Annotated in this window: 20 protein-coding genes and 1 tRNA gene; 11 read left to right on the top strand and 10 right to left on the bottom strand. The window is 49.2% G+C overall.

The window, feature by feature from the left end; translation table 11 throughout:
• Positions 1-215 precede the first annotated feature (215 nt).
• The 3 genes from H6F88_RS01975 to H6F88_RS01965 all read left to right on the top strand — a co-directional run bounded on the left by H6F88_RS01975 (position 216) and on the right by H6F88_RS01965 (position 2,690).
• Positions 216-1,745, top strand: a complete 1,530-nt coding sequence (locus H6F88_RS01975) for a pentapeptide repeat-containing protein (protein ID WP_190641069.1) — start codon at positions 216-218, stop codon at positions 1,743-1,745.
• Positions 1,746-1,944: 199 nt separating this feature from the next.
• Positions 1,945-2,424: a hypothetical protein gene (locus H6F88_RS01970; RefSeq protein WP_190641068.1), complete on the top strand. Its 480-nt coding sequence runs from the start codon at positions 1,945-1,947 to the stop codon at positions 2,422-2,424.
• Entirely contained in the window at positions 2,421-2,690 is a 270-nt protein-coding gene (locus H6F88_RS01965; RefSeq protein ID WP_190641067.1) for a hypothetical protein, read from the top strand. Before H6F88_RS01970 ends, H6F88_RS01965 begins: the two co-directional genes overlap by 4 nt.
• Positions 2,691-2,753: 63 nt before the next feature.
• On the opposite strand, the gene H6F88_RS01960 is transcribed toward H6F88_RS01965, so the two are convergent.
• Together H6F88_RS01960 and H6F88_RS01955 are read right to left on the bottom strand one after the other, a co-directional pair.
• Complete coding sequence (locus tag H6F88_RS01960) at positions 2,754-2,942, bottom strand: hypothetical protein (RefSeq protein WP_190641066.1); 189 nt, start codon at positions 2,940-2,942, stop codon at positions 2,754-2,756.
• Positions 2,932-3,237: a hypothetical protein gene (locus tag H6F88_RS01955; protein ID WP_190641065.1), complete on the bottom strand. Its 306-nt coding sequence runs from the start codon at positions 3,235-3,237 to the stop codon at positions 2,932-2,934. Before H6F88_RS01955 ends, H6F88_RS01960 begins: the two co-directional genes overlap by 11 nt.
• 156 nt (positions 3,238-3,393) lie before the next feature.
• Between H6F88_RS01955 and H6F88_RS01950 the strand changes: the two genes are divergently transcribed.
• Entirely contained in the window at positions 3,394-5,970 is a 2,577-nt protein-coding gene (locus tag H6F88_RS01950) for an NACHT domain-containing NTPase (protein ID WP_190641064.1), read from the top strand.
• A gap of 249 nt (positions 5,971-6,219) precedes the next feature.
• Here the strand turns inward: H6F88_RS01950 and H6F88_RS01945 are convergent, their stop codons facing one another.
• The 6 genes from H6F88_RS01945 to H6F88_RS01920 form a co-directional block, all read right to left on the bottom strand.
• Complete coding sequence (locus H6F88_RS01945) at positions 6,220-7,899, bottom strand: hypothetical protein (RefSeq protein WP_190641063.1); 1,680 nt, start codon at positions 7,897-7,899, stop codon at positions 6,220-6,222.
• Between the two features lie 61 nt (positions 7,900-7,960).
• A complete protein-coding gene (locus H6F88_RS01940) occupies positions 7,961-8,710 on the bottom strand; it encodes a hypothetical protein (protein ID WP_190641062.1) in 750 nt (249 codons plus the stop codon).
• A gap of 11 nt (positions 8,711-8,721) precedes the next feature.
• The gene (locus tag H6F88_RS01935) at positions 8,722-9,240 is read right to left on the bottom strand and encodes a hypothetical protein (protein WP_190641061.1); all 519 of its coding nucleotides are present in this window, start codon (positions 9,238-9,240) and stop codon (positions 8,722-8,724) included.
• A 64-nt stretch (positions 9,241-9,304) separates the two neighbouring features.
• Positions 9,305-9,805, bottom strand: a complete 501-nt coding sequence (locus H6F88_RS01930; protein ID WP_190641060.1) for a hypothetical protein — start codon at positions 9,803-9,805, stop codon at positions 9,305-9,307.
• Between the two features lie 74 nt (positions 9,806-9,879).
• Positions 9,880-10,104, bottom strand: coding sequence for a hypothetical protein (locus H6F88_RS01925; RefSeq protein ID WP_190641059.1), 225 nt, complete (start codon positions 10,102-10,104; stop codon positions 9,880-9,882).
• Positions 10,097-11,164, bottom strand: coding sequence for a hypothetical protein (locus H6F88_RS01920; RefSeq protein WP_190641058.1), 1,068 nt, complete (start codon positions 11,162-11,164; stop codon positions 10,097-10,099). The genes H6F88_RS01925 and H6F88_RS01920 overlap by 8 nt, the downstream gene beginning before the upstream one ends.
• A 273-nt stretch (positions 11,165-11,437) precedes the next feature.
• On the opposite strand from H6F88_RS01920, the gene H6F88_RS01915 reads away from it, so the two are divergent.
• From H6F88_RS01915 to H6F88_RS01885, 7 genes are all read left to right on the top strand, one after another.
• Positions 11,438-11,629, top strand: a complete 192-nt coding sequence (locus H6F88_RS01915; RefSeq protein WP_190641057.1) for a ribbon-helix-helix protein, CopG family — start codon at positions 11,438-11,440, stop codon at positions 11,627-11,629.
• Between the two features lie 11 nt (positions 11,630-11,640).
• Positions 11,641-11,889: a hypothetical protein gene (locus H6F88_RS01910; protein ID WP_190641056.1), complete on the top strand. Its 249-nt coding sequence runs from the start codon at positions 11,641-11,643 to the stop codon at positions 11,887-11,889.
• Between the two features lie 2 nt (positions 11,890-11,891).
• Positions 11,892-12,107: a hypothetical protein gene (locus H6F88_RS01905; RefSeq protein ID WP_190641055.1), complete on the top strand. Its 216-nt coding sequence runs from the start codon at positions 11,892-11,894 to the stop codon at positions 12,105-12,107.
• 233 nt (positions 12,108-12,340) lie between these two features.
• Positions 12,341-12,505 (top strand): hypothetical protein, encoded by a 165-nt coding sequence (locus H6F88_RS01900; RefSeq protein WP_190641054.1) that lies wholly within the window; start codon positions 12,341-12,343, stop codon positions 12,503-12,505.
• A gap of 89 nt (positions 12,506-12,594) precedes the next feature.
• Entirely contained in the window at positions 12,595-12,882 is a 288-nt protein-coding gene (locus tag H6F88_RS01895; RefSeq protein ID WP_190641053.1) for a hypothetical protein, read from the top strand.
• The gene (locus H6F88_RS01890; protein WP_190641052.1) at positions 12,882-15,833 is read left to right on the top strand and encodes a DUF3987 domain-containing protein; all 2,952 of its coding nucleotides are present in this window, start codon (positions 12,882-12,884) and stop codon (positions 15,831-15,833) included. The genes H6F88_RS01895 and H6F88_RS01890 overlap by 1 nt, the downstream gene beginning before the upstream one ends.
• 65 nt (positions 15,834-15,898) lie before the next feature.
• Positions 15,899-16,216, top strand: a complete 318-nt coding sequence (locus tag H6F88_RS01885; protein WP_190641051.1) for a hypothetical protein — start codon at positions 15,899-15,901, stop codon at positions 16,214-16,216.
• On the opposite strand, the gene H6F88_RS01880 is transcribed toward H6F88_RS01885, so the two are convergent.
• A complete protein-coding gene (locus H6F88_RS01880) occupies positions 16,197-17,288 on the bottom strand; it encodes a hypothetical protein (RefSeq protein WP_190641050.1) in 1,092 nt (363 codons plus the stop codon). The two genes, H6F88_RS01885 and H6F88_RS01880, sit on opposite strands and share 20 nt — an antisense overlap.
• A 332-nt stretch (positions 17,289-17,620) precedes the next feature.
• A tRNA-Arg gene (locus H6F88_RS01875) sits at positions 17,621-17,694 on the bottom strand.
• Positions 17,695-17,701 lie beyond the last annotated feature (7 nt).

Raw genomic sequence — 17,701 nt, 5'->3', positions numbered from 1 at the left:
ATTCACAACTAGTAGAGGGAATCCGGTGAAGGGGAAGCTACAATCGACTCAGAATTTTTAGGTGCAGAAGCTTGAATGAGCCTCAGCGCTGCCTAAAGGTGGTAGAGAAGCAGTTGGAAGAGGGCGAGCGCGGCTTGAGATTCTGGTTACAAATGTATGCGGAGCCGCGCTTTAAGATGCTGAATCAAGGAGTGTAGGGTTGACAGTAGAGGTCAATGGCGAAACAAGAACAGCTCGATCGACTAAGGCAAGGAGTAGAGGAGTGGAATCGGTGGAGGAAGAATAACCACCTTCTAGAGATTGACCTCATCGGTGCCAATCTCATCGGTACCGACCTCAGTGGTGCTGACCTCAGCAATGCTAACCTCAGCAATGCCAACCTCCTCGGTGCCAATCTTAGTGGTGCTGACCTCATTGGTGCTGACCTCAATGGTGCCATTCTCAGAGCTGCCAACCTCAGAGCTGCCAACCTCAGAACTGCCATTCTCAGATATGCCAACCTCCGTGGTGCCAACCTCAGCGATGCTGATCTCAACGGTACCGACCTCAGCGATGCCAACCTCCGTGGTGCCAATCTCAACAGTACCGACCTCAGTAATGCCGACCTCAGTAATGCCGACCTCAGTAATGCCGACCTCAGTAATGCCGACCTCAGTAATGCCGACCTCAGTAATGCCAACCTCAACGGTGCCAATCTCAACGGTGCCAATCTCAGCGATGCCATCCTCGTAGCATCTCAAGCTTTAGGTACAAATCTCAGTACAGCTACACTAACAGGGGTTTGTGTTGAAGACTGGAACATTAACTCTCGCACCAACCTACAAGAGGTTATCTGCGAGTACATTTTCACTCGTTACGACTATGTGGAGGGACAGTTTACCGATCGCCGCCCCCACAACCCCAACCAAATTTTTGCTCCAGACGAATTCAGCAAACGCTATCAAGTCATTTTGGAGTCGGTAGAGCTGTTTTTCAACGATGGTATTGATTGGAGGGCTTTTCTTGCCTCACTCCATGATCTGCAAATCCAATATGGTGATGAACTTTCTATCCAAACCATTGGAAGAAAAGCTGGTGGTGCGTTCGTTGTTCAATTAGAAGTGCCTCCTGACGTAGATAAAGGAGCGGTCGAACGTGCCGTAAAGGAGACCTATGAAGCTAAGCTTCAGGTTGTTGAGACGCAATATCGTGTTCAACTGCAAGCGAAGGATTACGAGATTGAAAGTTATCGACGAGAAAGCGTCAATATGAATGAGATTGCTAGATTGTTAGCTATTAGACCCATCACGGTTGAGGCAAAAGCTGTGGCAGAAAATCATTCGAGTTCAGAGAGCTACAACACAACCGTGCATGGCAACGTAGGGAACCTTGCCAACAAGATGCAAGACCAAGCATCTCAGCAAGCCAAACAATACATCGGTGCAAACCTAAATGAGATTGCTGCTCTGATTCAATCCCTACGAGACATGGCAGAAACCTTCCCAACGGAGAAACAGAAAGAGGCGAATGTGCATCTGGATGGTCTCGAAGACGATTTACAGCACCCTGAGAAACGCAAGCCGAATCAAATTAGAACTCGCCTTGCAGCACTGCTGGCAATTGTTGTTGGACTTGGTGGTGCCGTTGCTACTGCAACCGATTTCACAAATAACGTGTTTGAACTTTCTAAGAAGCTGGAGCCGATTGAACAGGTTGAACCTCAGCAAAAGAATGCAGTCGATGTGAAGGCGAGTGGTTCGGATTAGGGATCTGTTAGACATCAGTAGGTGTGAGAAGTGCCCTGGCTCCGGTCAGGGCATTTTTTTGGTTCGTTCGCCTGTTGCTCCAAAGCCAACATCTAGATCAAGCCCACTGATTTTGCTTTGACATAATATAGTCACACTACTTCTAGTTTTTTGAGAAAGCAATGTTATAGTGTGCCTATAACTGATCATTCATGGGAAAGTGGCTATCCGCACACACATTACTTTACCGGAAGCGTTGTACAACCGCTTGCAGCTCGTCAAGGATTCGATCGGCAGCGTCTCTGGTATCTGTCAAAAGGCGATCGAGCGAGCTGTTGCAATGGAAGAAATTAATCGAAAGGAGATTTCAGGCATGGATAAGCTAGTCGAAAGGTTACGGTTGGAGATGGAAGAAGCAGCAGAGAATTGGCACTCTCAGGGGATCGAAGACGGAAGAAGGGGCGCAATTAACCTCTCTCTACGCGATTTCAAGTTCCTGGAGACGTTGGAGTATACAGACTACGACGGAATGAATATCAACTTGTCCCGCGAGTTCTACAGCAGCGAGCTTTTCGATTCAATTAAGGAGGAATATCTAGAGGGCGACTGGGACAACGGAAAGCCTGATGAGGAGCCTTACCTTAAAGGTTGGATTGAGGGGGCGATCAGTATCTATCGGGAGGCTAAGGAGCGTCTATGAAAAAGCCAACTATCGGTCACTTCAAAATGCTGCAAATTCTAGAGTCGGGAAGTTGGGTATCGAACGACCAGTTAGCTAACGGCGCTGGCGTTTCCCTTCTCGTCGCCCAACGGTTTACACGATTTCTTAGCAGGGAAGGATGCTTGGAACGAATCGACGCTCATCCTAAGCCCCTATTTTCAATGACACAGAGCAAACCATCAGAGGATTGTGCAAGGTTTCTCGAACTAGCAAAACAGTTGGGCAAAACTATTCCAGCCACATAACTTACAAGAGCGGTCGCTATGCTTCAATCTGGGCACCCTAACCACATCGTTAAGGTGCCTTTGCTATGAACATGCGATGGAAACGAGTTTTAATTCCTTGCGCGATCGCCGCTGTCCTGATGCGGCATTCCCTGCGCTGGCATCCAGTACTTTAAGAGCCAGGGCTTCTGGTACGACAGTGAGGGGAACCCACACGTTGATGTTTTGGTGGAGTAGGGGCGATCGCTCACTCCCATCCAACTTAGATGTCATACTTCTGGGGTTCATTATCCTGTTGCTGAGTGAGGCGATCGAGACGATCGTTGGCTTCGCGGGAGAGTTGAATACAGCGATGACCAACAGCAGTAGAGGTCATGCCCCCAAGAGTGGCATAGCTGCCTTGGGAAATGCGCCCGGAGAGGAGGAGAATTACACCCGCTATAGTAACAACCGCACTAAGGCTTGTGAACGCAAGAGAGTTATTGAAACTCCAACGGGCCTGTCGAATGCGTTCTTGTAGGATATTGGCTTCAGGTTGGTTGGGCTGGGGAATAACGCTGTGTGTCATGGACATTGATTCACTCTAAACAACACTTTTAGTGTGAAGCCAAATTCTTGAAGCCCTGTTCAGACGATGGTTCTAGCTTGTAGAACTTTTGTTGATCTTTTGTACAACCTTTGGTGACGTGGTTACAATCGGCTCAGATTTCCTGGTAATGGATATATGACAGAACGGGCAAAGCGATCGGTTGCAGCAACCCTAGAAGGACTAAAGCAGATTGAGGAAAAACGACGCATCAGTGGGAGAACTGCCCAGGAAATCGCTGATTTCGCAGGTGTGTCACGCAGCTTAGCGCAGAAGTTTTTCGGGGGAAAAGCACTCTCAGTCTCCAATTTTCAGAAACTGTGTGAGCAACTTGGATTGAATTGGGAGGAGATTGGGGGACTGGAGAGAAGTAATGCAGATAAGCCTCCGCAGCTTTCTGAAACAACTCTCACCTCCAGCGAATTAGACCTACTGGTGCAACAAGCACGGGAGCAGGGAAGAACGGACATAGACAAACGCTGTGGCTGGATGAAGGTGCTGGACATGCAGCAGCGGATTGACATGGGCGTAATTTATACCGATGTCAATATTTTGGAAAAAATTACCGGTAGAACCCGACGAGAACTAAATGAGTTGATGCAGGGATGCACTCCGGAGAATTTTGACCGCTTCTTGTTGGGACAGGTGCGTGAGCAGCGGGTTGATGGACTGGAAGCCGTGCAGCAACAGAAGCAATTGATGATTCTGGGACGACCAGGGGCGGGTAAAACTACTTTTCTCAAGCGGCTAGCTATCTTGTGCAATCAGGGAACCTTTCTGGCAGGACAGGTTCCTATGTTCGTCACATTGAAGGAGTTTGCTGAAACCATCAACCAGCCAGCTTTGCTGAATTTTATTGCTCATTATTTTGCACCCAAGTTACCAATGGATGAAGTCGATCGCCTCCTCTATCAAGGTCGGGCGCTAGTGCTTCTCGATGGGTTAGATGAGGTGCCGGAGAAAGATCATGATCGGATACTACGTGACATTCGGGAATTTACTGAGCGTTATGAAGCCTCCTACATTGTTATCACTTGCCGAATTGCGGCGCGAGAATACGTGTTTCAGCAGTTTACGGATGTGGAGATGGCCGATTTCAGTGATGAGCAGATTCTAGATTTTGCAGATAAATGGTTCAAGTCTAGGGAGCCAGACAACCTGGACAAGGAAGGAAATTCGGAGGTTGCCAAGCTCTTCTGGGAAGCATTAAAAGCTTGCGAACCGATTAAAGAACTAGCAGCAAATCCATTGCTATTGACGCTGCTGTGTTTGGAGTTTGAACAATCCGCTGAGTTTCCCCAAGGACGAGCAGAACTGTATGAGCGAGCGCTGCATGTGCTGCTGAGTAAGTGGGATGGACAGCGACGGATTAAGCGGGAGGAGGTCTATCGACGCCTGCCCATCAAACGCAAGGAAAGCATGTTGGGACAATTGGCACGCTACACCTTTGAACGTGGAGATTATTTTTTTCGAGAACACCTAGCAAAACAACTCATTGGGCAGTACATTCAGAATCTGCCTGATGCTAGAACTGACCCAGAAACGTTGTTAGTAGATAGCTATGCGGTGCTGAAATCAGTTGAGTCGCAACACGGACTATTGACGGAACGAGCTACGGGTATCTACTCCTTTTCACACCTAACCTTCCATGAATACTTCACCGCAAAGAATATCCTGGATGCTTCTGATCCCGCTGTCCAGCAATCTGCACTCCAGAAGTTAGTCGGACATATCAATGAAAATCGCTGGCGAGAAGTCTTCCTTCTGGTGGCAGAGCGAATGGATAATGCGGCTCACCTGCTAACTATGATGAAGCAACAGATTGATCAGACGTTAGCTGAGGATGAGAAATTACAGGAATTTCTCATCTGGATAGAGCAAAAAGCCCGTTCCGTGGAGGCACCTTATAAACCTGCTGCAATTCGAGCTTTCTACTTTGACCATGCTATAGCCCGTATCGAGAGACTCATCTGTTTGTCCAACATGGAGCTTATAAGTAACCATGACAGCAACCTCTCCCCTACCATAAGAGTCGACTTTAACCGCGAGTGTGCTCTCACCCGCAACCTCGATCGTGACCTTGCCCGCGACCTCGACCATACCTTCAGACTCAACCGCACTCTCGATTTCGACCATACCTTCAGACTCAACCGCACTCTCGACTTCGACCTCAACCATATCTTGAATTCTCCCCGCTCTCTTGCTCTCGACCTCGACCTCGACCATACCCTCGATCGCACTCTCGATCGCCTCCTTGCCCACAACAGTGTCCTCGCTCACACTGATATCTCCGATCGGGACGACGAACCCGATCTCCCCATCGATCGCGACCTCGCCTACAACTATCCTCGTCATCTTGCCCTTACCCTCACCCTCGCTCTCGCTCTCACCAGCAACCAAAAATTGCAGCGCAAACTGAGAGAGCTTCAGAAACAGCTACCAAAAGCCTCAAATAGAAGCTGGAAGCAACTCAACCAATGGCGACAAACTAAAGGACAGAATTGGACTGAGCAACTAAGAAAAGTAATGATTGAGGATCGTGATATTGGGCAGGATTGGCAGTTCAACGACAAACAGAGAGAACAATTGGAGCAGTACTACAAAGCTCATCAGTTACTGATCACTTGTCTTAACAGCAGCTATGTGGAAAGGGATGTGCGACAACAAATTGAGTCAGAGTTGTTGTTACCTGTAAAGCGAATCCAAGGGAATTAAGACGTTTTCCAATAGAAACCCCCTGCTTTTGTAGCAAGGGGTTTTGCCTTTTCAGCACTGTCGGGTGCTGCTCAAAAGTTGTCGGATAGACTGTCGGGTGCTGTCGGGTGTCGGGTAGCTACCCGACAGCGGCAAAAGATTGTCGGGTAGTCTGTCGGGTGTACCAGTCAAGGGTTTCAGCAATCTGTCGGGTAAACTGTCGGGTGTCGGGTAAATGCTGTCGGGTGTCGGATAGAGCCGTTTTAGGGGCTATCTGAATGGCTTGTAAGCTGTCGGGCTGTCGTCGTCTGCATCACCTTTATGATGCTTTTCAAGTAGTAGAATTAATTCCCTGATCTGCTCCACGCTACACCCTTTTAGCGCTGCTAAACTTGCCCGTTGAATGTCCCGAACTTTCACCCACTCGTCAGACTGCTTAAGTGCATATTCGTGGATGGCGATTGCTTCACCAGGTAAATCATTTGATTCTGATTCAGGCTCGTCAATCACCTCTTCAAACAAGCTTGCTAGTGCCTCTAAATCGATTGCTTCAGCATTGAAGTTGAACTGTTCCTTCTGGTATTCATCGTCCTGTTGATAGCTAAAAGGATGGCTCAGTCTCGACGTTTCACCTGCTGGAAATTCAGTTTCATACTTTGGCAATGCAGCCCAGCGATCGCCCCTGCTGTAGTAGAACGCCCTGCCTGTAGGGGCAAGCAGTTTGTGTCTTGCTGCTGTCTCCAGTTTGGGGCAGAAGCCAGTACCGACAGCGCTATCAACAATGGAGGCGGTCTGACTACTGAATAGCAGCACACTGCTGAAGCTGGAGCGCAAAGACTTAGTTCCAAAGCCAATGTCGGTTGCATTGGGCGATTGGGTCACAATCCAAGTGAATCGCCCCTTTCCATCCGTGCCAGTCTCGCCAGATGAACTGATTGCGACCAGGCGGGACTTGAGTAGCCCCATCACTTTGCTGTCTAGCATTTTGTTGAGAGACACAAACTCATCCACGATCAGCAGCTTGGTTGCAGCCGTAGAAGCATTGAACCGCTGCTGGAATTCCTCTAGCAAACCTTCGACGCGGGCCACATCTATGCTGAAATCTCGCAGGTCGAAGTGTAGCCGCTTGTCCAGATCAACAAAGGACCAGTAGTGAGCCTCGCTGGGTTCATTTTTTGGATCGACCAACCAGATTTCTACATCGGGGCGATACTTCAGCAGCCGTCTACCTGCATTGGCTACCAGAACGCCCTTGCCTGTGCGAGGTGGAGCCGCGATGATGGTCGATTTCAGTTGACGAGACATCATTTCTACCAGGTCGCTCGTGACGGCGGCAGCAGGGCGAACTGTGGCGATTGCACTTGTCTGTGTCTGCGGCTCCACTGATTCATCTGGCAGTTCAAAGATTTGCTCTAGCGCCTCTGTTGTCTCGTCTACAGGTGTTGCAGTTGTTTCGACGGCATTCAAGCGAGTGTTAGATCCCACAGCAGCGGGCAACTCGCCAGCAGCTTCAGTAGTCTCGGCAGCAGGCAGTTGCGGCTGTGGTTGCTTGAATTGGCGATACCAGACAAGGAAGTCTTGAGCGTCACGGCTAAGGGGTAAGCCTTCGCTTTCAGCCCAGTCAAGTTGATCGTAAACTGCCTCGTCTCCTGCCTGCGCTCGAAACTGGTGAAACGCTTCATTCGAGAGGATTGAAGCAACGCACCCAGCGGCGATCGCTTCATCATTTTTGGCTTTGCGCTCATTGATTTGCCATGCCTGCCACATGCCCCAACAAATCGGGACGGCAGCGACCAGGGGCGAGGCAGTGAGGCTGGCAAAGGCTAGACCGCCGATCACGCCAGCGGTTGCAGTCAAGGTAGGGTTGCCCGATTTGTCGTTTGCCTCGTCAGCGATCGCTAGCCAATCGTGAGCCGTGCGTTGAATTGCAGAACGGTTAAAGTTTGTCATTTGGTAAGCCCAAAACTATGTGTAGAGGGCGTTGCAGGGAGTTCCTGCAATGCCCAAAAGATTACTGAGGCTGTTGTACTCCGACCTTCACGAAGCGGATTAGGTCGCTGATCCAGAACAGAATGTCAACCACAATTTCAACGATGAACAACGTTGCTAGAAGCGCGATAACGTTGCCCCAGTCGATCAGGCTCCATTGCCCTGTCAAAAGGACAATCATCAACCTGCCAAAACCTCCGTCAGTAGGTGGATAGACCCAGATGCAGATAAGCAAGTCAACGCTGTAGGCAACTAGCTTCGCTCTCCGTGCATCCCTCAGCGTTCGTAGGGGAAGCCGATTGTAAAGGCGCTTCAGCCCTGCCAGCAGTGGATCGTCGGTTTCACGAATCGCGTATTTTGAGTGAGTCTCCGCATCGTCGATCGTGGCTCCAACAAAGGCGCGATTACGCTTCAAGAACTTCTCAAATAGCTCCATCATTTGGAGCAGCCCCCAGAAGACGATGCCAATGATCCAGAAGGCAGTAATAAGACTCATCCCTGCTATGGCGTTGAGTACGGGCAATCGGCTGACGACTTCGAGAATGCCTGAATCAGCGATCGCAGTACCAAACAGGTATCGTACCGCTCGCTCGTAAGGAAGAACGTTGAACGCTGCGAACACGACCCCGACAGAAGCCGCCAGCCAGTAGATCAAGCGTAGGAACCAGACGTTCTCAGAGCTGCCGAAAGGGTTGGATCTGCTGCGCCTGGGTGCGGTCTGATAGTTGCCAGGGGCGTTGTTGGTATTCTTTGCTTTACGTCCAAATGCCATAGTCGTATCTCCTATTCGATGTTGGGTTGATTGATTTCTGCGTCTGCTGCATTGGAAGCGGCGATCGCATCATCCACAAGCTGTTTGTTGCCTGTGTATGCGAACTCGCTTGCGACTGGTTGTCCGTCCAGTGAGACGATGCGGGCCGTGTTTCCGAAGACATCACAAACGACGGTGCCAGCAGGTAGCGGAACATTTCGCACTGAGTCCAGGACAGGCTGACCTTCAGTTAATGAGGTGAACTTAGTGGGGTCGTTAGATGCCACGACCAGGACGCAGCCTTCGCTGTAGCGCTGTTCTGCAATCTCTGCTTGCTGCTCAACAAACAGTGAAGTTGCCTGAAGCTGCTGATTGAACTCACTGTGCTCCATCGCCTTCTCGCGCACTCGTCCGGTTGCCTGCATGTTTTGGCTAATGGTGGAGTAGTTAGCAGCACCAGCCAAAACCATGAGAGCGATCGCTGCTGACGAAATGGGGTTGCGCTTTATCCAATGTGATTTGCTTTGAGCTTGGTAATCTTTGAAGTCCATTAGGGTTATCTCCAGATAGGTGAAAGCTGCCCCCAACAGTGGCTAGGGGCTTAGGTGGCGAGTGCTATTCGGCAGTCATGATTAATTCGATTCGGTTAGCCAATTGGGGATTTGATTCAACTACCTGCCCCCAGGCTTGGCTCACAAGCGCAATTTGCTCGTCTGTGCGTTCACCGCCAGCCGCGATGACTCCGGCAACCTCCTCAGCTAATAAATCCTCTACCCCTGCGTTGGTTAACTGTTTGGTGAATTGCTTATGCAATCGGTAGGACTCTTGAACTTGTGCCAGAACAGCTGCACAGAAGGCAAACTGGCAATCAGGGTCAAACTCCTCAAGTCCGTTCAGAATGCTGACAATATGTTCTGGAGTGTCGTTGCCATCATCCAAAATGCTCAGAGCATCTTCTGCTGTACCGCCAATCATGTGGGAGTAGAAAATGTTGGCAAGCATCATTAACTTCTCGTCAATGTGGATGCCTTGAAGTGTTGCGCCATAACGCTCTTGAAGGTCATCAAAGAAGTCACCTGTTGCGCCTTGATACCCAAGTAGCTCATTGTTGGGCATGATTGAGAAATCTCCTATGAATGAAAGTGAGTGGGAGTGATGCCAGCCCGAAACTTTGGACGGGGACGGGCTGGCTAAACTAAATCGTTTAGAACAGAATCAAGATCTACACCCTTGGAAGATGCAGCTTCAGTTTTGGGTTGAGATGAATGGCTAGGGCACTCAATTCGACATTTCACCCAATCTCTGATCACCCATGAAACTGCTTCTCCAAAAGAATCCAGCAGCTCACGGCTCTGAATTTCCTCGACAGCCGGAACAAGAGATGCAGGTACAACAACTCGCTGTCCTTTAGCCATTGGTCAACCCTCCTATAGCAAGGCGACGGGCTAGCATCAGCAAACCTTGGACGTGAACAGTTTGAGCCGTGCTGCAATGGTGGATACTGCCTTTAGCAATGCTTTGAACTAAGAACGAGCCACCACCAATCAGCAGTACGGCTGCAATCTGGTCTTGAATGCCCTGAAGCTTCCGCAGCGCAGGAGCAACGGTCGTCTGCACCCAAACGCGGTGATGGTCGCTATAGATGCTTGAGAAATTGAAACCTTTACCGCCGTACTTAAATGACCCATCACGAATGCCATCCAGAACCAGGCTTGGATCTGCGTGTTTGCCTAAATACGCTCTGAATCGGTCATCACGGGCAATCGCCAGCGCCAAATCATTCACGCCCCGCTCAGTCACATCACGAGTTTTGGGAATGGGCTTACCCTTGGCGGTGAAGCCTTGAATGATGACTGTGCCGCCGCCGATGTCCACAGTGGCAACCTGAGAACCTTGAGGAAAAAGTCCTTGAGCCAGACCCCAAAGGAACGCCCCAGTTCCTTCCTCATAGACTTCGATGGCAGTGATCAGGACGGTGAAGGTGATGCCATTACGTTCAATGTGATGAATCCCTAGTAAGGCATCTTTGAAAGCTTCTGAGAGCAGCGCTACATCAGGAAGTGAGGCAGTTAAGACAATTTCTAAACGGTTGCCTACTTTGGGTGGCTCGATAGATGCCAGCAGCAGTTGCAGCCCTAGCCGTACCTTGCCCTGGTTGTTCTGGTAATCGACTACTCGCTGATAGGTTTCGGGGAACATCACGCGGGCATCACCCCCAGCTAACCATTTCTTACCGATTAGGTCATCGCGGGTGCCGTTTAGGTATCGGACAAAGGTGCTGCCAGGGTTCAGATCTTCAATATCTCCCACTTCCGAGTCGTTGATCACTTCGGCATAAGCGGATTCGATTACCGCTACATCAGAGGCGATCGCCAGCTTAGTTTCGTGGTTGCCAATGTCTACCGCTGCTGGAGTAAGCAACGGATTAGCAGAGGTTAAGGCAGGAATTTTTGATTTGGTCAAAGTCGATGTCATTGGTAAACGCTCCTCTGGCGTTATGTGGTCACTTGTGGCGTTGAGTGGCTTTCTATGGCTGCACACTCAGCGCTATCGAAAATGCAGTCAAATCCTTGCTAGGCAAAAGTTCTGAAGTTATTTGTCGCCCCTCAAGGTCATCTCAAGTTGATGCCACTAGTGGCGCTAAATGGACTATCGCGGCTATTTGTGGCTGTCATGCTAGCATGGTAGCACTACGGTACATGTACCGCAACTGCACTGAACAAGTTCAACGCTGACAAGGGGTAAACTATGACTGTGTTTGAAAATGTTGATGTCGGAATGCCCAGTGACAAGCCGCGAGTGACGGTTTACATTGACGAAGAAATCAAAAATGATTTGGAAAAGCTAGCTAAGGCAAGCGATCGTCCTATCAGCAATCTTGTGCTGGTCTTGATTAAGGAAGCGATTGCTAAGGCAAAATCCGAAGGAATTATTGAATAGGGGCGGTCGCCATGACTAACCAGCAACCAGCAGACATCAGCATTGAGGCCCTCGACCGCAGGCTTACCGAACGCTTGGATCGGCTATCTGAATCAGTCGAAATTTTGACAGACCAGGTAGGCAGAATGACTGAAGGCATAACAAAGCTGGGAAACCTTGTAACGCTCGGCTTCCAGGATTTGAAACGCCAGTCTGAGAAGAGAGATGAACAGATCGATCGGCTGCTTAGTCTGTTAGAGCGGCTGATTCCACAAGGTTAGAAATGAGCAGCTTTGAAGATCAAGTTCGCAAAGCCGAAGAGCTAATGGCGAATGATGAATTGACCGAAGAGGAAATATTGGACGAACTCGACAAGCTTGACGCTGAAGCAGTTCGGCAAGTTACAGGGCTAGTGCTATCAATGTTAGTGCCCAAAGATACAAAAGCCGCCGAGGAGCTTGGCGGCATCGATTCCGAAGATGCTACATCTAGTGCCTAGCTCCTGAAAAACTATATCGTATTCTACTACATGCAGAGTGTCAATTTGTCAACCGTGAGATTTCGGGTTATTATTAACTTGCCTCGATCAATTTATGAAAAAGGCGTAACTTTCTTGAAAACTTGGGCATAGTCGGGTTGCGTACAACCCTCAAGCCCGTATCGGGAGATCCAATGATGCAAAAGGCGAAAGCTTGGAAACGATCTAAGTCGTCAAGATCATCGGGAATTCGATTGCCAAACGAACTGTTTGAAAATCTTGAAGCGCTATGTGCCGCTAAAGGGGAAGAACGTAACAGCCTGATCATTCAGGCACTCGAAATAGCCTATGCTCACGATTTCGCTCAGTTACAGAGACAAAAAATTCCAGTCCACAAAGCAACAGGACTAGTTGCATAACGCCCAAAAAACAATTGGCTCCCCACGCCGGCAAAGCAAGAGAGCCAACCATTCACTACTAGTGCCAGATGCCCTCTGGCGGAGGTTAAATGTTGAAAACTGAACCAATCCTATCAGCAAATAGGAGCGAATGTCAGCTATCTATACTCAATGATAGCAACCTGACCCGTTCTGTCAAATCTGATATTTTTCAACTGCCTGACAGCGTTGATCTTGGAGAATGTCGGTATTGCGGCAGTCATGATCTAGTGGTTTTGCCTGGAAGTGGGCCTCATGCTGGGCGGCTCGATTGCAGTCATTGCCGTCGCTTCGTCAAATGGCTGAGGCGCGACAAATTCGTTCAGATTCAGGCAATCGTCAAAGGGGAGGTGCAGTAATGGTACAAGCATCTCCTAGTCTAAATCCTTTGTCATTGCTTGAGTACTTGAAGAAATTGCCTAACGACTGGGCGTTAACGCCAGTTGACGGTAAGAAAGCTCCTTACCAAGAGAATTGGCAGAACACACCATTAGGTAAGCGTGCTGTTGCAGCAGAAATCAAAGCAGGGCGCTGTAAGGCAATTGGAGTTCTGTGCGGTGAACCATCAGGCGGACTGTTGTTCTTCGATCATGATGGAATCAGTTGCGACGCACTGATAGAGAAACTATCCGGCGAATTGCCAAAGACCGTTGGTGTAACCAGTGGTAGACCAGGACGATACCAGCTTATCTACTGTGTGCCTGAGCAGTACTGGGGAGCGATCGCAACCAAGAAGTTGAAAACTGGTGCAAAGGATAGCGACGGCAAGCCTGAGCAAATTGAGTTTCGGTGGAACGGTTGCCAATCTGTTGTAGCTGGCGCTCATCCGATGACTGGTGCTTACCGTTGGTTGTCTGGGCAAGCTCCTTGGGAATGTACGATCGCTGAAGCACCATTGTGGATGGTTGAGCAAATGCTGAAAGATGCTCCTGATTCTTCTGCGTCTCAGCAATCTCCCACGTTTGAGCGTTGGAGTGACGAGGATTGGGCGCTGTCTTATCTAGATGCGCTCCACTCCAGCAGAGCAGACGATTACGAGGATTGGTTAGCGGTCGGCATGGCATTGCACAGCGTTTCTGATTCGCTGCTGACTGAGTGGGATAGGTGGAGTCAGCAGAGCAGCAAATACAAGCCTGGTGAATGCGAGAAGAAATGGAAATCGTTCAAGCGTAGCGGAATTGCCATTGGGAGTTTGGGTGCAATGGCAAAGCGTGACGGTTGGGTGAATCCCTTTGATGAGCGGCAGCAATCTAAGCCTGAAACCAGGAAAGGAAAACCTACTGCTGGGAAAGTCATCGACCATCCGACCAAGCAGCGGTTAATGCTATCTAAAACTGAGCTTGATAGCAGAATCACCGAACTGGCGAAACGGTCACAATCACTAAAAACGTCAGAGATCGAACTAGACTTAGATGATCTGGCTAAAGAGTCAGGGAGAGATGGGTTAACTGTCAGAAAAGCATACGAGGCAAGGCTTGAAGAGCTTGAGGCAGAGGAATCAGCCGATGAGAAGTCAGTTGAAATTAACAACCTTCTGAAGCTAGGCGATTACCAACCAACGCTTGGTGAGTTTTTGCGTTCAGAATTGGCAGAACCTCTGACAAAAGTTACTGATTTGCTGGAGACTTCTCACGCTGCTGTACTGACAAGTCTACTTCCTATCATTGCCTCCCTAGCAAAAGTAGGAACAAGCCTTGAACTGATTCATCCTACTAGCCTTCAAGCTTTACCCATCATTTACACTTGCTTGATTTGCGAGAGCGGAGGCATGAAATCTCCGACGCAAAAGATGTTGTTGCAGGGTTTGTTTAACCTTCAGCGACGGGCTGATGAGCAGTATGAAGCGGAGGAAAAAGGATATCGCGCAGCACTAAAGCAGCAAAGTAAAAAACACTCAAAAAAAGGGAAAGAGGAGGAAGAACCCGAAGAAGAGGAAGAGCCTGAGCCACCTAAACCCAGAGAATACTACACAGTGGATGCTACCCGCGAAGCAATTGCCAGAATTCAGTGCAATCAACCAGAGCAAGGGTTTCTGGGGTATTTCGATGAGCTAGTTGCGCTGTTCCGGTCGATGGGGCAATACAGCAACGGTCGCGGCTCAGATATGGAAGATCTGTTGTCTGGACGTGATGGTGGACCAGTAAAAGTCAACCGAGTTGGTATGGGCAGCTCTGGTGTTCGTTATTCAGCACCGCAGAAAGCCTACAGCATCACGGGCGGCATTCAGCCAGGTGTGCTTCGGCGCGTTATGGGCGACTACGCTGATGAGAATGGGTGCTGGGCGCGGTTTCTGTTTTGTTGGATGCCAGGGACACTGAACCGCTATCCCAAATCGGACGGGAGCTACAACATTGACGAACTAATGACTTGGCTATACTCCAGAATCGCGGAGTACGAGCCGCAGAAGTATATTTTGAGCGAGGATGCTCGTAAGCTTTACACCCCTTGGCACGACCAGCTTGCTGATCTAGGCGAAGCAGAGTCTAAACCTGCCTTAAGATCAGTCTTCTCAAAGATGCGGCGGGATACTGGAGTGATTGCTTTGCTGTTGCATTTAACCAATGCTGCTGCCGCAGGTGAGCAACAGCCTGCATCAGAAGTTTCTGCTGAAACAATGCGAGGAGCTATCAAGCTCGCCAAGTATTACATTGGACAAGCTCGGCTCTTGCACGTCGATGGTGGAGCGGCTAATGGCGACGAAGAAGCTATCGTTACCAAGCTGGTGCAGCTATCTGATAAGCGTCCCGAAAGTTCTGAAGGATGGATAGACGCGCAAACCACCAAGGATAGTCTCAGCTTCTTCAAACGCTATAAAAATGGCAAGCCTGCAAAAGCTGTTGACATACAAAAATGGTTTCAACGTGCGGTTGAACTGGGACATGGAGAGCTTAGCCCCAACGGAAAGAAATGGCGATCGAAGAAGTGGATTGCCTCGCTACTGAAGGATGACAGCAACTCATTAGCTGATGAGGAGGTTGAGAAGGTTCAGGCTTTTGAAAAGCCCCCTTCAGAGCTAGCTCCAACCGTCATCGCGGAGTACGAAGTAAACGAAGAGTTTGAGGATTCAGGGGGTGATGTGGCTGTAGCCAGTCCGCCATCATCGATCGCTGTTGTTAAGGGGTCAACAGTTAGATACTGCGGCAAAGATCCATCTCTTGTCCAAGTGTGTGGGCAGAAACGACTGAAGGTAATTAGTGATGTATCGACAGGGTTTGGTGTAAAGACGATAGAAGCCAAAGCTGAAGGGTGGTCGGTGACAAGAGAGATTCCGCTGGCAGACGTGAGATTGACGAAAGAAGTGCTCTGCTAGCTCAACCTATCTATTGATGATCGGGATGCATCTACTTGTTGTGGAGATGAGGTATTTGTTAACGCATGATGAATGACGAATTTGAAGCTTTAATAGACGCAAAAGTTGAAAGCAAATTTCGTGAACTGCTTGCTTCTTTTGTGTCTCGCCTAGCAGGTGATAACTCTGTCTCTGATTGGGTTGATACTAACGAAGCTTGCAAACGGCTGGGATATCCCAGCCCTAAAAGTTTGTACGCAAGTATTGACTCCGGGTTGTTCAGGCTGGGCAAAGAAGTACGCGATCGCCGTAATCCTGGGAGCCAAAAGGCGATATACCAGTTTCATGTTCCCAGTTGTGAAAAACGCCTAAGTAGCGATCCATCTAAGCGTCGGGGGGTTTAGGGCGATCGCTGCTACCCAGAATCCGCTTACTAGTCTCCAAGTGTTGCTGCTGGTTGATATGTCGCTGATAGGTACGAAGGTGAGTTTCAGGGGAATGTCCCATCAAGGCCGCAGCTGTCGATATTGGATAGCCAAACTTGACGCTAGCTCTGACAGCAAAAGCATGACGCAAATCATAAGGCACAAAGGGAATACCATAGCGCTTGAAAGCTTTTGAAGTCAGCCCGCTCAAGTACTCATACCCTCTATCAAGTCTCACTGGCGGAAGTTCTACTTCCGTCAGTTCCCATTGTTCTACCCATTCTGGGTACAGCGCTGTAAACACCAATCTAGGACCAGTCTTACCCTGTGTTACACGTAGACCATCAGAAGTGAACTCGCAAAAAAACACTTCATGATCTCGCAAACCATAAGCAGCCATCATGCCGTAGACCCAGCGCCATGCAGGGTTTGTAACGTTTGCTCTGAACTGGACAATGGCTTCATCTATTGGGATGTCTCGATCCTCAACTTTGCTGCCTCCGTAATCACCTTGAAACTGAAGTAAATCAACCTTCAACCCTGCAAAGTCTGCTAACTTCTGAAACTTTTGGCAGGTTTGTTTTCTATTGCGGCTGTTTCGCTTTGTTTGGCGAACCAGGTTGACAAGTGTAGCCGCATCTAAAGGTTTATCCTGCGGGAGCCGTTTATAGATTTTCTGCCATTGGTTTTCCCAGGTGGCTTCGGTTGGCGTGTGCGTACTCATATAGTGCTGCTTGAAGCGCTCAACCAGCTTGGCTGCCAAGTCCCTATCGGAGCTATCGTCCTGGTAGAGGCTCCAATCGAATTCCCTTGCTGCCAGCCTCGCGCCCAGCAACCTTGCCTCTTGCTCTGCTCGCTTGAAGCCATTTTCGCTGGCGGGCAAGTGCAATGCAATTACCTGGCGGTATGGATTTGGGCGATCGCTCCCTGATTTAGGAGGCAGTGTTGCCACCATTGAAAGGCTTCCGCCTCGTTGCTTAATAGAAACCTTTGTTTTCGCAGCTTTAAGCCGCTGATTGACGGCATTTAGGTTGTACTCACTTTTAGCCATGAGCGTTGCTGAAGATGTTGAAGTTGATGCAATTTAGGGACATAGGGACAAAGTAGGGACAGGTTTAGGGATAGACTTTATCTACTCAAAGGCCTTATTAAATAAGGAGTTCTATATTAATAGGGACAATAGGGACGCTTTTTATTTCCTTATTCCACTACTTCACTGTTCTACTGCTTCATTCAAAACTTGAATACAAGAAGTATCTACCTGTTGTACCCGTTTTTGTACTCAAATTTGCCAGGAGTTCTACGGAATTCTAAGGGTTTCAGAACACCCCAGAATTCCCTTAACTCATGCTCGCAAAGGCTGAAAACCTTGTAAAACCTGGACGGGACTGGCGCGATTCGAACGCGCGACCTAGCGCTTAGGAGGCGCTTGCTCTATCCATCTGAGCCACAGCCCCAAGTTCA

Origin of the sequence: Oculatella sp. FACHB-28 (assembly GCF_014696015.1) — a bacterium.
In the GTDB taxonomy this organism is placed as follows: domain Bacteria; phylum Cyanobacteriota; class Cyanobacteriia; order Elainellales; family Elainellaceae; genus JAAUTN01.
This window is presented reverse-complemented; position numbering and strand designations above follow the sequence as displayed.